Source organism: Paeniglutamicibacter sulfureus, from assembly GCF_039535115.1.
GTDB classification, from domain to species: Bacteria; Actinomycetota; Actinomycetes; order Actinomycetales; family Micrococcaceae; genus Paeniglutamicibacter; species Paeniglutamicibacter sulfureus.
Map to the genome: position 1 here is coordinate 2368523 of NZ_BAAAWO010000001.1, position 13732 is coordinate 2382254.

The following is a 13732-nucleotide window of genomic DNA, read 5'->3' on the forward strand; positions in this document are numbered from 1 at the left end:
CCAGGCCAGGGGCTCCAGCCGGGCCCACTTTATCCGGGGTATGCCATACCCCGGATAAAGTGGGCCCCGACCGTGGCCCCCCATGTGCCGGCAGGCGTGATGGACTTGTAGGAGCATCATCATCGTCAAGCCAGGAGCAACCATGCCCAGCCCGATCCCCGAGAAGAGCACATTGGACCCCGCCATGGCTCCCGGCCGTTCACCGCTGTTCGAACGCCCGGCGCTCAAGCCCGCCGGGGTGCGCGATTTCCTGCGCGACATCGCCCCGCACTATGCGAGCAACGGGGTGATCGGGCTGGTTTTCTCCGCGTCCGGGCCCATCGCGGTAACCCTTGCCGTGGGTGCCGCCGGTGGCCTGAGCCAGGCCGAATTGGCATCCTGGGTCTTTGGCATCTTCCTCTCCGCGGGCCTGGCAACGCTGGTGATGTCCATGCTCTATCGCCAGCCACTCGGATTCGCCTGGTCAATCCCCGGAACCGTGCTGTTGGGCCCGTCCCTGGCGCATCTTTCGTTCCCGGAAGTGGTGGGGACCTTCTTCGTCTCCGGCCTGCTCATCCTGGCGCTCGGGTCCACCGGCCTGGTGCGGCGGATCATGGCTGCCATTCCCATGCCCATCGTCATGGCCATGGTGGCGGCGGTGTTCCTGCGCTTCGGCACCGACATCGTCGCTTCTTCCCAGGCCAACCCGGTGGTGGCCGGGCCCATGGTGCTCGCGTTCCTCGTCCTGTCCGCAGTGCCCGTCCTAGGCAGGTACCTCCCGCCGGTGTTGGGCACCCTGGTGGTCGGCATCATCGCGGTGGCGGCCAGCGGGCAGTTTGCCCTGGACTCCGCGGCCGGACCGATCTTCGCCACCCCGGTGTTCACCGCACCTGTTTTCACCTGGGCCTCGCAACTTGAACTGGTGGTGCCGCTGGCGATCACCGTGCTGATCGTCCAGAACGGTCAAGGCGTGGTCGTGCTGCGTGCGGCGGGCCACCACCCGCCGGTCAATGCCTTCGCCATCGCCTCCGGCGCCTTCTCCTTGCTCAACGCCGGGTTCGGCGCCGTCTCCGCCTGCGTGACCGGTCCAACCAACGCCCTGCTGACTTCTTCGGGGGAAAAGCACCGGCAGTACACCGGTGCCGTGGTTTACGGCCTGTTGTCACTTGTCTGTGCACTGCTGGCCCCGACCCTGACCCGCTACATGCTCGCCACCCCGGAGGCCTTCGTTCTGGCCCTGGGCGGCATTGCCATGCTCAAGGCCCTCCAGCAGGCCTTCGTCAGCGCATTCTCCACAAAGTTCACCCTCGGTGCACTGGTGACCTTCGTCGTCACGATCTCGGGCCTGGACCTGTTCAACATCCACGCAGCGTTCTGGGGCATCGTCATCGGTTACGCCGTATCCCGACTGTTGGAGCGGCCCGACCATGCCGCCTCCACGCAGGTCCCGTGAGCCGGCCCGTCGCCGCGGCCGGTTCCGCCGGCCGTGCACGAAGCGGCGCTGACCGGGAGGGGACGGTCTAGTCCAGAACGACGGTTCGTCGACGCCGGGCAACAGCGGGACCCGCCACCAGCGCCGCAGCCAGTAGAACCAGCACGCCGCAGGAGAACGGCCCATAGCTGCTCTCGCCGACCAAGGCCGGCAGGTTCAGCAGGATGATGGCGAAGAAGGCCAGAAGTCCTGCCAGCCCCAGCGCGGGGGCGACGCGGCGGGACCACAGCGAGCCGCCGCGTTCCCGCCGCGCAAAAAAGACCAGGACGGCAATCGAGGTCAGCGTCAGCAGTAGGACGATCCCCACCGAGGAAATTCCGCCAAGCCATGTGTAGAACTGGCCGATCGGATCCAACCGCAACGCCGCCGCGGCGACAATGAGCACGGCCACGGCTGCCGAGGCAGCCACCGAGGCGGCTGAGGGAGCTCCCAAGACCGGATGGGCTTTGCCCAGGCGCGCGGACAGCACGCCGCGGGCACCGAGCTGGAACAGGTACCGGGAAGCAATGTTGTGGAAGGAGAGGATGCAGGCGAACAGGCTGGTCACAAACAACAGCTGGACGATGTGGCCGCCGGCCGCACCCAGGTAGGCCTGGGTGGTGGTCTGCAAAATGGTGCCGGGATTATCCGTGGCGTTGGCGACGATGCCGCTCTCGCCGTTGGCGCTGATCAGCACCCAGCTGGAGACCGTATAGAAGACGCCGATGGAAATCAGCGAAATGTAGGTAGCCCGGGGAATGGTCCTATCCGGATCCTTGGCCTCGTCGCGGAAGACCGCAGTGGCCTCGAAGCCGACGAAGCTGAGTATGGCGAAGAGGATTCCCATGCCAGGTGCACCCGAGACAATTTCGGAAGGCGTGACAAGGCCGGTGGCAAAGCCTTCCGGGCCGCCTCCGGAGAAGATGACGACCGCGTCAAGCACGAGCACGATGGCAACTTCTGCAATGAGCAACACCGCCAAGAGCTTCCCGGAGAGCGCGATATTCCTGTAGCCCAGCGCCGTCACGGCGACGAAGCCGACCGCCGCCCACACCCACCACGGCAGGTCGGGCCCACCGTAGGATTGCACGAGTTCGGCCAGTCCGGGGCCGAAGAGCCCGAAGACCCCTGCCTCGAGTGCCAGGTACGCCAGCAGCGCGACGAAGGCCGCACCCAAGCCGAACCCGCGGCCCAGCCCCTTGCTGACGTATGAATAAAAGGCACCGGCGGTTGGCACGTAGCGGGTCATCTGGGTGAACCCCACGGAAAAGAGCAGCAGCACGACGGTGGCGATGACAAATGAGAACGGGAAGCCCGCACCGTTGCCGAAGGCGATTCCCAGTGGAACCGGGCCGCCGATGACTCCCAGCGGCGAGGCAGCGGCAACCACGATGAAAACGATGGAGGCAACGCCGAGGTTTCCGCGCAACCGCGTCCTTGGCGGCGAGGTATCGGCGCCGGCAGCGGGCGCCGGCGGGGAAACGAGAATCTGTTGCTGGGACATGCTGTGTTCTCCGAACGGACGTTCACGAATTGGGAATCGGAACCACGCTAGGATCACCTTGCGGCTCCCAGCGACCACATGTCCGCCTATTTCCTTCAAAGTCCAACGATGACCCCAGTCTCGATACCGCGGGACGCTGCGGGCCGTCACGAAGCGTCTTCAGGCACGCACGGGGGGTCGTTTTTCGACACGAAGTTGCCCACCGCCTTGGAACCATGACGGCGGGACGTTACTCCCATGCGTCCCGGGCGCGGCCGAATCCTCGAAGGCGCAGGGCGGGCCTGACGGTTGCCGGAGACAGAACGGCCCGCCCCGGATCGGCGGAGCGGGCGGTTCCGCCGGTCTTGACCGGCTTCGCGAGGCGTCGTTAGGCCTTGGCGATGGCTTCCTTCAGCGCCGAGAGAATCAGCGCAACCGAAGTCGGGTTCGCATTTGGGCCCATCAGCCCGATGCGCCACACGGTGCTCGCGTACTTGCCCACGCCCCCGCCAATCTCGATGTTGAAGCGTTCCAGCAGGTAAGCGCGGACCTTGGCCGAATCCATTCCCTCGGGAACGTACACCGTGGTCAGCTGGGGCAGGCGGTGTCCTTCTGCGGCGAACAGCTTCAGGCCCATTTCCTCCAGGCCGTCCTGCAGCGCTTTTCCGGCAGCCTGGTGGCGTACGGTGACAGCGTCCAGCCCTTCGGCCAGGATGCGGTCGATGCCCGCTTCCAGCGATGCCACCATTCCCACCGGCGCGGTGTGGTGGTAGGTGCGTCCCCCTCCGGAGCCCCCCGTGGCGTATCCGCCAAGCAGGCCAAGATCCAGATACCAGGATTGCGGCTTTTCAACGCGGCGATCGAAGGCACGGTCAGAGATCGTGAACGGTGCGAGACCCGGGGCCACACCGATGCACTTTTGCGTTCCGGCGTAACCGACATCGATCCCCCATTCATCGGCGAGCACCGGCATGCCGCCGATCGAGGTGACGGCATCAACGATCAGCAACGCGTCCTTCTTGATGGCGCCGAGTGCCGCGATGTCCGAAACGACGCCAGTGCTGGTTTCGGCGTGCACTGCGGCAATGACCGTGGGGTTCGGGTGCGCGTCGGCCACGCGCTGGGCGTCGACCGGGGTTCCGTATTCGTGGTCCACGCGCACCACTTCGGCCCCGGCGCGCGAGGCGACCTCGCACATGCGTTCGCCAAAGAGGCCGTTGACCGCGACGACCGCCACGTCCCCGGCTTTCACCGTATTGACGAAGGCGGCTTCCATGCCCGCCGAACCGGTCGCGCTCAATGGCAGCGTGCGCGTGTTCTTGGTTCCCCACAGGGTGCGCAGCCCCTCGGCCGTGCGATCCATCCGGGCAATGAACAACGGATCAAGATGACCCAACAGCGGCAGTCCAAGTGCGGCGGTGGCTTCGGGGTACGGGTTGCATGGGCCGGGGCCGAAGAGGTGGCGAACCGGAACGATATGTGTCATGTGGTCTCTCTTTCTCATGGCAAACTCTGGCGTGCGCAGAGCCAGCCTATTCCTCGCGCAGTTTCATGAAGTCATGTCCGGTACCCGGCACGGAGGCGAGTTCACGATGCTCCGCTTCTGCTCGGGCACCAGTGCCGCAGGGAAAACGCACCCAAGTCCCCGCAATTACGCTGCCTTTAGTGCCCTGTCTGTCGAAACGTCGTCAAGCGACATCAACCGACGGGCTTCCCGCAATGCCTCGGATGCGTCCTTCTTGTCCAGCTGCGCCAATAGCAACAAGTTCGCGATCCGCTGTTCCCTGCGGCTCTTGCTGCTCTCACGTGCCACCTCGATCATGGCCAGGACCCGGGCATGTGCCCGGCGTCCGCGGGCCTCTGGGCTCGCGTCTTCGGGATCCGTAATACTGAGTACGTTCAGTGCCTCTGCGATAACGTCGTTCATATCCTGCCTTCCATTTGGTCTCCGCCCCCACATCTTCGTGACGCGTATCACCACCTTCTTCTCATGGCCAGCCTAGCCTCCATATGAGGGCGAAGCAGAATCGCGAAACTCAGGCGCGAAACCCCGCGCAACATGGGCGAGCGCCATGTCCGCGATACGAAAGTCCGGGGCGGGAGGTCGAATCGGCCGTGGCCACCGAGGAAAATCCCGCGCTATTCGGGCGTCGCTTCACGGGGTCCCGGCGGATGGCCCCGGCCCGCCGACCTGCCTTCCGCCGTCACGCACTGGCCGCCCGCAGTCATTGCCCCCGCCAAACGTTCATCCGGCATTAATGGCAACTCCGCAAAGCCGGGGGAAAACGATGGCAGGTTAAGTAGTGTTGCAGCTCAAGTAAAAGTGGTTGACACGTCAACATAGTTGTGGCATATTTATATGCATAAGCATGCAAACCGGTTGACCCGACCGGCTTCCAACACGAAGGAGTTCTCCCATGAGCATTGAAATCACCCCCGGCACCTGGACCCTCGACACCTCGCACAGCGAAGTTGGCTTCACCGTCCGCCACGCGGGTATCTCCAAGGTCCGCGGCGCATTCACCGATGTCACCGGCACCCTGACCGTAGGCGAATCGGTTTCCTCCTCGAAGGTCGAGGCCATCGTCAAGACCGAGTCCTTCGACTCGAACGACAACAACCGCGATGCCCACGTCAAGGGCGCGGATTTCTTCAACGTCGAGCAGTTCCCGGAAATGACCTTCGTGTCCACCGGCGTTGCAGGCTCCCCGGAAGAGTTCGAACTCCTGGGTGAATTGACGATCAAGGACACCACCAAGCCGGTGACCTTCAAGGTTGAATTTGGCGGCGTTGCGGTTGATCCGTTCGGTGCCACCCGCGCCGGCTTCTCGGCCACCACCCAGATCTCCCGCAAGGAGTTTGGCATTACCTGGAATGCTGCCCTCGAAGCCGGCGGCGTACTGGTTGGCGACAAGGTCACCATCAACATCGACTCCGCATTCGTGCTCGCGGGACAGAACTAGGCCCTTTCGGCCCCAGTCGGGGTGCCGTCCACCGTGGTGGAGGGCACCCCGAGCCCGTTAATGCTGGCATCCGGGTCTTGCCTGCGATTCGCCTGCGCATTAAGCCCGCCCGCGCTGAATGCGCACCTCACCAGCCCTCCTCTACACGGGAGCAGTGCGGTACCTTGGAAACGGGGGATCTGCATTTCACTAAACTCGCATAGGGGACGCAACTAATGGTGACACCAAAGAAGGACGAGCTGCATCCACTCGCCGAGGTACACCCGGGTTCCGATCAGGATCTCTACGAATCCAAGATCGTCACGAACATTTCCGGCCGCACCGCGATGACCCGCAAACGCCTGGCCAACGGCCGCGAGACCCGAGCCTTTCTTGATGCTGCGTTGGACCTCACCACCGAACTGTTCAGCCCGGCGCTCTCCGAACAGCTGCTTGATACCGACGAGGAGGACGCTCGTCCGGTCATGTCGTATCTGTCCCGCCGCAAAGTCCTGGCCAAGGCCAGGCAGAATTGCGGCGACGACTACCCCCTCAGTGAGAACATGATGCGCCACCGCTGGAGCACACACGGAGATTTTCTGGCCGACTTCGTTTCCTATGCCCTGGCCGACAAGCACTGGAGCCTTCAGGTCGCGCTCTCGCAACACGCCAAGGACCTTCTGACCTCGGATGATAATTTCCCCAGTGCGGTCCATCGAGTCGCCTATGAAGACCTCAAGCTCGTGCTGGAGCTGCCGGCCTTCCGGTTCCAACTGTTGGCAGTGGCCACGGCACAGGCGGATACCGCATCCGCGCAAGCCCTGGCTCGCATGTATACGAATCTTTCACAGGTGTGGATCACGCTCTACACCAACGTATTTGAACACTATGGGCTCACGTTCAGGCCAAACGTGACCATGGAAGACTTCAACATCTTGCTGCAGGCCATGGCGGAGGGTCTTGGGCTGCGCTTGATTTCCGGGGTGGGAGAACGACTGCTCGATCATGAGAAGCGGACTTCGCTGCTGGGAACCGCAGCACTTTCGCTCTTTCTGGCCTTGGTCGATCCCGGCGATGGGCTTACCATCGAGCAAGCAGCGGAGACCGCCATGGGCCAGAGGCGAAAGCCGTAGGTTCGGATTTGCCCGACCGGGAGATTTAGGAGCGGAGGCCGGCTGCCCCAAGCAGCCCGGCGCCCCCACTCCAGCTGCGACATTGGTCGTTATCGGCAACGGTCCACATCGACATCCTCCCAGGTCCTACCCTGAAAGGTCCGGCCCAGAGTACTGGTGCCGAAGTGTTCGATGCGCCCCGATCCCCCCGCCAAAAACGCAGGTGGTACGGAACCCAACGAGTATGCAAACGCTTGAAGGCGCCGGGAAGAACCGCTTCACCATCAGCAGTTCGGCTTTCCCCCAAAATTCCACCCCACGCTTTCAAAGCCGATATACCCGTTTGGTTCACAACCACAGGACTTATCCAAACAAAGAGTGGTTCCCCGGCTCTACCCTCACTTGGGTCGACCTGACTGGGTCCACCCAGCTGGGTCCCAACTGTGAAACCACGCCTGGACAGGTTGCTGTGAAGCTACTTTTGGGCCAGCAGTCGCTGCACGCGCGGCTTGACCTCGGTGGCCAGCAACGTGATCGACTCCAGCAGGTGTTCCTGCGGGAGGCCTCCGATATCCATTTGGAGGAAGTGGCGCATATGTCCCATGTAGCCATGCAGATGGACGATGCGCTCGGCCACCTCGTCAGGCGAACCAACGTAGTAGGCGCCCGGGGCCTCGGCCTGCGCGTCGTAGGCGCGCTTGTCCGGCGCCGGCCAGCCACGCAGTTCACCCATTTCCACGTTGAGGTTGTACCAACCCGGGTAGAAGCGCTCGAGCGCTTCCTTCTTGGTCGGGGCCACCAGACCCAGCGCCGCCACCGAGACCTTGAGCGAGTCCTCCGAATGCCCGGCCTGGGCCCCGGCGCGCCGGTACAGCTCGGCCAGCGGGGCGAAGCGGTGTGGCTCCCCGCCAATGATGCCGTAGGACACCGGCAGGCCCATCTGCCCGGCCCGGGCGGAGGAACTTGCATTGCCGCCGGTGGCCACCCACACCGGGAGCTTGCCACCGAGCGGACGAGGCACCACTGCCAGGTCCGCAATCGCCGGACGCTTCGTGCCGGACCAGGTGACGTTCTGGGTGTCGGCGTTGTTGATTGCCATGAGCAGGTCCAGTTTTTCGGCGTAGAGCTCGTCGTACTCGCCCAGGTCGTAGCCAAAGAGCGGGAACGTCTCCACGGAGGAGCCGCGTCCGGCGGTGATTTCGATGCGTCCTCCCCCGGAGATGGCATCGGCCGTGGCGAATTGCTGGAAGACGCGCACAGGGTCGTCGGTGCTGATGATGCTCGCTGCACTTCCCAATTTGATCCGGTCCGTGGTGGCCGCCGCGGCGGCGATCAGGGTGCCGGGCGAGGACGCAGGCATGCTGGTGGTGTGGTGTTCACCCACGCCGAAGTAGTCCAGGCCTGCCTCATCCGCGTGCTTGATCGCCGCGAACAGGTTTTGGATGGATTCTCCGGTTGATCGCAGTGATCCGTCGATATTGCGCTGGGTGTCGCCGAAGCTGTAGGCACCGATTTCCATGTGGTCAATCCTCATTCGTTGGGTAAGCGTGTGGCGGTTCAAGCGGCGGCAAGGCTGCGCTGCAGCTCCTGCGCCAGTTCGGCGGCGTTGAAGCGGCCGTTGAAGATCTCGGTGCCGGGTTCAAAGGATCTGCCCGCCGCGAGTTCGCCGGCATCAAGGGAGTCGAAGCCCAAGGTGTCGATGAACGTGGACACCAGTGCCTTGGCGCTCTCGTCGTCCCCGGCGACCACCAGTGCGCGGCGGTTCTGCGTCCCCGGCGCGGCGGCATCCGGTTCCATCTCGTGGTAACCGATGTGGTTGAAGGTCTTCACTACCCGAGACCCGGCCAGGTATGCGGACACGACCTCGCTGGAGGACAGGTGTGTGTTCTCGAAATCGGCAATGTCGCCGTCGGTGGCAGCCCAGTAGTTCATGGCATCGATGACGATCCTGCCGCCAAGGGCTTCCGCATTCAGGGACTTGTACTTGTGTAGCGGGATGGCGACCACCACGAGGTCCGAGGCCGCGGCCTCGGCCGCGTCGACGGCCACCGCGCCAGGGGTGACGATTTCGATGATCAGCGCGTTGTCGGCTGCTGGCTTCGAAGTCGCGACCTTGACGCGGTAACCGGCGGCAACCGCCAACCGGGCAATAGCCGTACCTACGCGCCCGGCACCCAGGATGCCGATCGTCCCCCGGGAAGCCACGTTTTCTTGTGCGCCGATATCCATGTCCTGCCTTCCGAAAATTTATGTTGTAATACAGACTATATTCCGAACAGATCATCTGCGCAACACCGCAATCTCCGGTATGATGGATGTCATGGCTTCCACTTCGCACCCGCCCCTCGTCTTCGACAAGTCGTTGCCGGGATTCCTTCCCGGCGATCTCGCTTGGCACCTGGGAATGATCCTGCGCGGACACCAAACGCACTTCGCAGAGGCTGTCGCGGAGATGCCATGTTCGGTGCGCGGCTTCCAGATGCTTTCCACCGTGGTTCACCATGACCCCGCAAACCAGCAGGCTTTGGGTGCTCACCTGGGCATCGACCGCACGGTGTTGACCTACCTCATCGACGACCTCGTGACTGCCGGCCTGGTTGAACGCGTGCCTGCTCCCACGGATCGACGAGCGCGGAAGATCGTTGCCACGAACCAGGGCGAGGCATTGCTGAAAAGGATGGAGGCACGCGTAGCCGCTGCCGAACAGACCCTGCTCACCGAACTTGACGCCGGTGAAAGCGAGCAGCTCGCGCACCTGGTTTCCAAGCTCTCCATGGCGATCCATCGAGCGCAGCCCGGCGCCAATCCCTGCGAGGCCATGGACCACCTGGGCTAGCCACCGAGCCGGCGGGCACGGACCTCCGACCTGCCCCGGGCGAACGGTTCCGGTCACCAACTGTGATCCAACAGTCGCCAACACCATAGACTCGTGACATGAATACTGGCGACATCACCTTCCACACCCGCAAATGGGTCCGCCCCGAAGACCTCAACGCCAATGGCACGCTCTTTGGAGGAAGCCTGCTGCGCTGGATCGACGAGGAAGCCGCGATCTACGCGATCGTCCAGCTCGGAAACGGATTCGCCGTTACGAAGTACATGTCGGAGATCAATTTCGTTTCCTCGGCGCAACAGGGCGACCTCATCGAGATGGGCCTGACCGCCACCCACTTCGGCCGCACCTCACTGACCATGCGCGCCGAGGTCCGCAACATGATCACCCGGCAGTCCATCTTGACCATAGAGAAGATCGTGTTCGTGAACATGGGCCCGGACGGTATCCCAGCCCCGCACGGCTACTCGGAGATCACCTACGACCGCGACCGCATTCCCGGCGAGCACCTGAAGATCAAACAGCCCGAGGAGCTGTAGCCGCAGCGTCCGGTTGATTGCCCCGAAATCGGGCGTGCTCCGGCGGGTTTTGCGGAACCCACCTGAATTCCCGGTTACGACGCATCCTTCACGGGGCGAAAGACTCCCCCGCCCCACTGGACACCGCTGCGCATCAGCCACAATTCACATGGCCGAATGGTTCCCAGCCGGACCTTGTGGCATGGCGGAACATAGCTTTCGTCGAGTTCTCCGTCTTCGCCGCGAGTCCAGAGCTCGTCGTTGATCCTGAACACGTTGGCCATGACCTCGCAATCGCAATAGCCTCCGAGTTCGGGGAATTTCCGCTCCAACGAGGTTGCCCGCGGTGCACGCAGATCACGGTAGGTGGTGCACCACTTCAACCCGCTACACCCATGCTCGAGCATCCGGTTGACGTAACAAGCCAAGCATTCGTAGCGTGGCGGCAGCAGCAACTTAACGACCTTGAGCGCATCCTCAAGTTCCGAGACGGTGTATTGGTCCATGGCGAACTCCTTGAATCGGTGGAGTCTTCAGCATGCGATCAATACCCGACGTCCGGCCCTTCAAGGCGTCGGGACTGTGGGCAGGTAAAGTTAACCGCCCGGCGCTCGTAGCTGTGTGGGGAGGCTTTCTTACCGTGCGGGAAATCAGATGTTGCCCTGGAACCGCACGATCCGTTCGATGGCCTCGGTCACCGCATCGAATCCGGCGGCAAAACTGAGGCGAACATGGTGCTGTCCGTTGACGTGGTCGAAGTCGTTGCCGGGAACAATGGCCACGCCCTCAGCTTCGAGTAGTGCGGCACAGTAGGCGGCGGCATTTACATGGGGGCCGAGCTGGTCGCCCAGATCCGCATACAAGTAGAAGGCGCCGTCGGCAGGCGCGCTCTCGCCCCAGCCAAGGCGACCCATGGAGCCCAGCACCGCGGCGCGGGTCCGCGCGAATTCGGCAACCCGCGCTTCGGCCTCGGCGTAGGAGTCCTCGGTGAATGCGGCCAGCGCGGCATATTGCGCTGGGGCCGGCGGGCACAGCGCCACGTTGCCGGCCAGCGCGTCCACGGTGGACAGCATGTCGTCGGGAACCAGTGCCCAACCCAAGCGCCAGCCGGTCATGCCCCAGTATTTGGAGAAGCTGGAGATCACCACGGTGTCGGTGTCCAATTCCCAGGCACTGACCGAACGGCGGACTTCCGACCCCGGTTCCGGGTAGTCGATGCCGTGGTAGATCTCGTCGCTGATCAGCCTGACGCCGCGTTCCTTGCACCACCCTGCGAGCTCCTCGAGCTCACTGCCGGAGACCATGGTGCCGGTGGGGTTTGCCGGGGAGGCCAGCATCAGTCCGTCGAGCCGTCCGTGTTCCCGCCAGGCTGCTTCCAGCAGCTGCACGGTGGGCTGGTAGCGGGATTCCTGTCCGGCATCCAGCTCAATAACATCGATTCCCAGAGTGCGCAGGATATTGGCGTAGGCCGGATATCCGGGCCGCGCCAATGCCACCTTGTCTCCGGCATTGAAGGCGGTTAGGAAGGTCAGCATGAACGCGCCGGAACTCCCGGTGGTTACAGCGACGTTGTCCGCCGAAACCTCCATGTTGTACCAACGCTTGTAGTGTCCAGCGATGGCTTCCCGCAGTTCCCGGATGCCCAGCGCGGGCGTGTAGGTAAACGGCGTGCCCGCGGCATGGATCTCGGCCGCCCGCCGTGAAACCTCGGAGGGGGCACCGTCGCTGGGCTCGCCCGCGCACAGGGAAATGACATTCCGGCCCGTGGCACGCAACTGGGCGACCCGATCCAGGATGTTCATGACCTCAAACGCCGGAACCTTCGCCCGGTCCGCGACCTTTAACATGCTCTGCACTTTTCCTCCGGTACCTTGTGCCGCATTGACGACTTCACCAAGCCTGTCACATGCCGGTGGGCAGACGCGCGAAGGCCCCACCGGTTGAACTGGTCCCCGAAAGTTGGACTCGGTAAGTAAAAGTCTACGCAGCCAGTGCCTGGGCCCGGTATTTCATCGGGCTCAGGCACTCGAGCGTTAACGAGATGCGGTCATAGTTGTACCAGTGGATGTAGTCGTCGAGCTCGGCGGTGAACGCCTCGACGCTGGTGTGTTCGTGGTGGTGGAACATCTCTTCCTTCAGGTGCCCGAAGAAGTTTTCCATCACGGCGTTGTCCAGGCAGTTGTCCTTGCGCGACATGGATTGGGTCATGCCGGCGTCGGCCAGCAGCCTCTGCCAGCTGGCGTGCTGGTACTGGAATCCCTGGTCCGAGTGCACCATCGGCGCCTCGCCCGCGGCCAGGGTCCCGATGGCCTCGCTAAGCGATTGGTTGGCGAAGGCCACGGTCGGGGACTGCGACACCGAGTAGGAAACGATCGAGCGGTCGAACAGGTCCAGCACCGGCGAAAGATAGACCTTCCTGTCGGCAATCTTGAATTCGGTCACGTCGGTCACCCACTTCAGGTTCGGTGCCTCGGTGTCGAACTGGCGCTTCAGCAGGTTTTCGGCGACCTTGCCGACAGTGCCCTTGTAGGAGGCATACCTTCGCTTGCTGCGGACCTTGCAGACCAGGCCCTCGGCGCGCATCAGCTTCAGCACGGTCTTCTTCGCCACCTGCCACCCGCCGCCGAGCAATTCGGCGTGGATGCGGCGGTGCCCGTACCGGCCCATGGCCTTGGTGAAGATCTCGTGGATCCGTGCGCGGAGCTCCGCGTGCCGGTCCGGTGCCTTGAGCGCGGCCTGGCGGTGGAAGAACGTGGAGCGGGGAAGCCCGGCAGCGGCCAGGAGCAGGGGCAAGGGGTGGGAGGCCTTGAGGGCGATCACCGCGCTGATTTTCAGCGCGGTGGTTGGTTCCTCAAGGCCCGAACTTTTTTTAGGTATGCATTCTCCGCCTGCAGCCGCTGGTTCTCGCGGCGCAGCTTCTCGAGTTCGGTGGGTCCACCCGCTTCGGCGCCGGAAGCGGTCTTGGGACGCAGCCCGTCCTCGCCCTGTTCCCGGTAGGTCCTGACCCAGGTCCTGAGAAGGTTCGGGGAGCTGAGCCGGTGTCGTTGGGCAAGCTCCATCAGCGTCGCCTCGCCGTCGAGGAACTGGCGGACGACCGCGAGCTTGAACTCGAAGGAATACACCTGATTGGTCGGTTTGCTTTCCAACGCTGCCCTACCCCAAATCCTGAACCGTTTCTCGAGCCCACGAACGGCGTGTTCACCGGCGTTCAGTCTTGAGGATACCGCCTTATGCCCGATTCCCTGCTCGAAAAGATCGACGGCAGCCAGCCGCTGCTCGGCGGTCAATGAACTATTTTGACGCATGAAAAACTCCCCGAAAGTAAGGATCTGAATTATTCAGTCCAACTTTCGGGGAGCAGTTCAGGTTGCGGGGCCTTCTAATCGCTAACGAG

General features: G+C 63.3%; 14 protein-coding genes. 5 read left to right on the forward strand and 9 right to left on the reverse strand.

Annotation, left to right across the window (positions count from 1 at the left end; genetic code table 11):
- Nucleotides 1-142: 142 nt before the first annotated feature.
- Entirely contained in the window at nt 143-1432 is a 1290-nt protein-coding gene (locus ABD687_RS10850) for a benzoate/H(+) symporter BenE family transporter (protein ID WP_310291287.1), read from the forward strand.
- A 67-nt stretch (nt 1433-1499) separates the two neighbouring features.
- On the opposite strand, the gene ABD687_RS10855 is transcribed toward ABD687_RS10850, so the two are convergent.
- From ABD687_RS10855 to ABD687_RS10865, 3 genes are all read right to left on the reverse strand, one after another.
- A complete protein-coding gene (locus tag ABD687_RS10855; RefSeq protein ID WP_310291285.1) occupies nt 1500-2954 on the reverse strand; it encodes an APC family permease in 1455 nt (484 codons plus the stop codon).
- Nucleotides 2955-3321: 367 nt separating this feature from the next.
- Nucleotides 3322-4419 carry a pyridoxal-phosphate-dependent aminotransferase family protein gene (locus ABD687_RS10860; protein WP_310291282.1) on the reverse strand — a complete coding sequence of 366 codons (1098 nt, stop codon included), beginning with the start codon at nt 4417-4419 and terminating at the stop codon, nt 3322-3324.
- Between the two features lie 165 nt (nt 4420-4584).
- Nucleotides 4585-4860 carry a hypothetical protein gene (locus ABD687_RS10865; RefSeq protein ID WP_264269637.1) on the reverse strand — a complete coding sequence of 92 codons (276 nt, stop codon included), beginning with the start codon at nt 4858-4860 and terminating at the stop codon, nt 4585-4587.
- 490 nt (nt 4861-5350) lie between these two features.
- On the opposite strand from ABD687_RS10865, the gene ABD687_RS10870 reads away from it, so the two are divergent.
- Nucleotides 5351-5896 carry a YceI family protein gene (locus tag ABD687_RS10870; RefSeq protein ID WP_264269638.1) on the forward strand — a complete coding sequence of 182 codons (546 nt, stop codon included), beginning with the start codon at nt 5351-5353 and terminating at the stop codon, nt 5894-5896.
- Nucleotides 5897-6111: 215 nt separating this feature from the next.
- Nucleotides 6112-7008 (forward strand): hypothetical protein, encoded by an 897-nt coding sequence (locus ABD687_RS10875; protein WP_310291277.1) that lies wholly within the window; start codon nt 6112-6114, stop codon nt 7006-7008.
- A gap of 454 nt (nt 7009-7462) precedes the next feature.
- Here ABD687_RS10875 and ABD687_RS10880 read toward each other — a convergent pair whose 3' ends face one another.
- Together ABD687_RS10880 and ABD687_RS10885 are read right to left on the reverse strand one after the other, a co-directional pair.
- Entirely contained in the window at nt 7463-8506 is a 1044-nt protein-coding gene (locus ABD687_RS10880) for an LLM class flavin-dependent oxidoreductase (protein WP_310291274.1), read from the reverse strand.
- 38 nt (nt 8507-8544) lie between these two features.
- Entirely contained in the window at nt 8545-9216 is a 672-nt protein-coding gene (locus ABD687_RS10885) for an NADPH-dependent F420 reductase (protein WP_310291271.1), read from the reverse strand.
- A gap of 91 nt (nt 9217-9307) precedes the next feature.
- Between ABD687_RS10885 and ABD687_RS10890 the strand changes: the two genes are divergently transcribed.
- Together ABD687_RS10890 and ABD687_RS10895 are read left to right on the forward strand one after the other, a co-directional pair.
- Nucleotides 9308-9823, forward strand: a complete 516-nt coding sequence (locus tag ABD687_RS10890) for a MarR family winged helix-turn-helix transcriptional regulator (protein ID WP_264269643.1) — start codon at nt 9308-9310, stop codon at nt 9821-9823.
- Nucleotides 9824-9921: 98 nt separating this feature from the next.
- Nucleotides 9922-10359, forward strand: coding sequence for an acyl-CoA thioesterase (locus ABD687_RS10895; RefSeq protein ID WP_264269644.1), 438 nt, complete (start codon nt 9922-9924; stop codon nt 10357-10359).
- A gap of 74 nt (nt 10360-10433) precedes the next feature.
- Here ABD687_RS10895 and ABD687_RS10900 read toward each other — a convergent pair whose 3' ends face one another.
- From ABD687_RS10900 to ABD687_RS10915, 4 genes are all read right to left on the reverse strand, one after another.
- Nucleotides 10434-10844, reverse strand: coding sequence for a DUF2695 domain-containing protein (locus ABD687_RS10900; protein WP_264269645.1), 411 nt, complete (start codon nt 10842-10844; stop codon nt 10434-10436).
- A gap of 144 nt (nt 10845-10988) precedes the next feature.
- Entirely contained in the window at nt 10989-12185 is a 1197-nt protein-coding gene (locus tag ABD687_RS10905) for a pyridoxal phosphate-dependent aminotransferase (protein ID WP_264269652.1), read from the reverse strand.
- Nucleotides 12186-12318: 133 nt separating this feature from the next.
- Nucleotides 12319-13158, reverse strand: coding sequence for an IS3 family transposase (locus tag ABD687_RS10910; protein WP_310291268.1), 840 nt, complete (start codon nt 13156-13158; stop codon nt 12319-12321).
- An 11-nt stretch (nt 13159-13169) separates the two neighbouring features.
- Nucleotides 13170-13643, reverse strand: a complete 474-nt coding sequence (locus ABD687_RS10915) for a helix-turn-helix domain-containing protein (protein ID WP_310291266.1) — start codon at nt 13641-13643, stop codon at nt 13170-13172.
- Between the last annotated feature and the right edge of the window lie 89 nt (nt 13644-13732).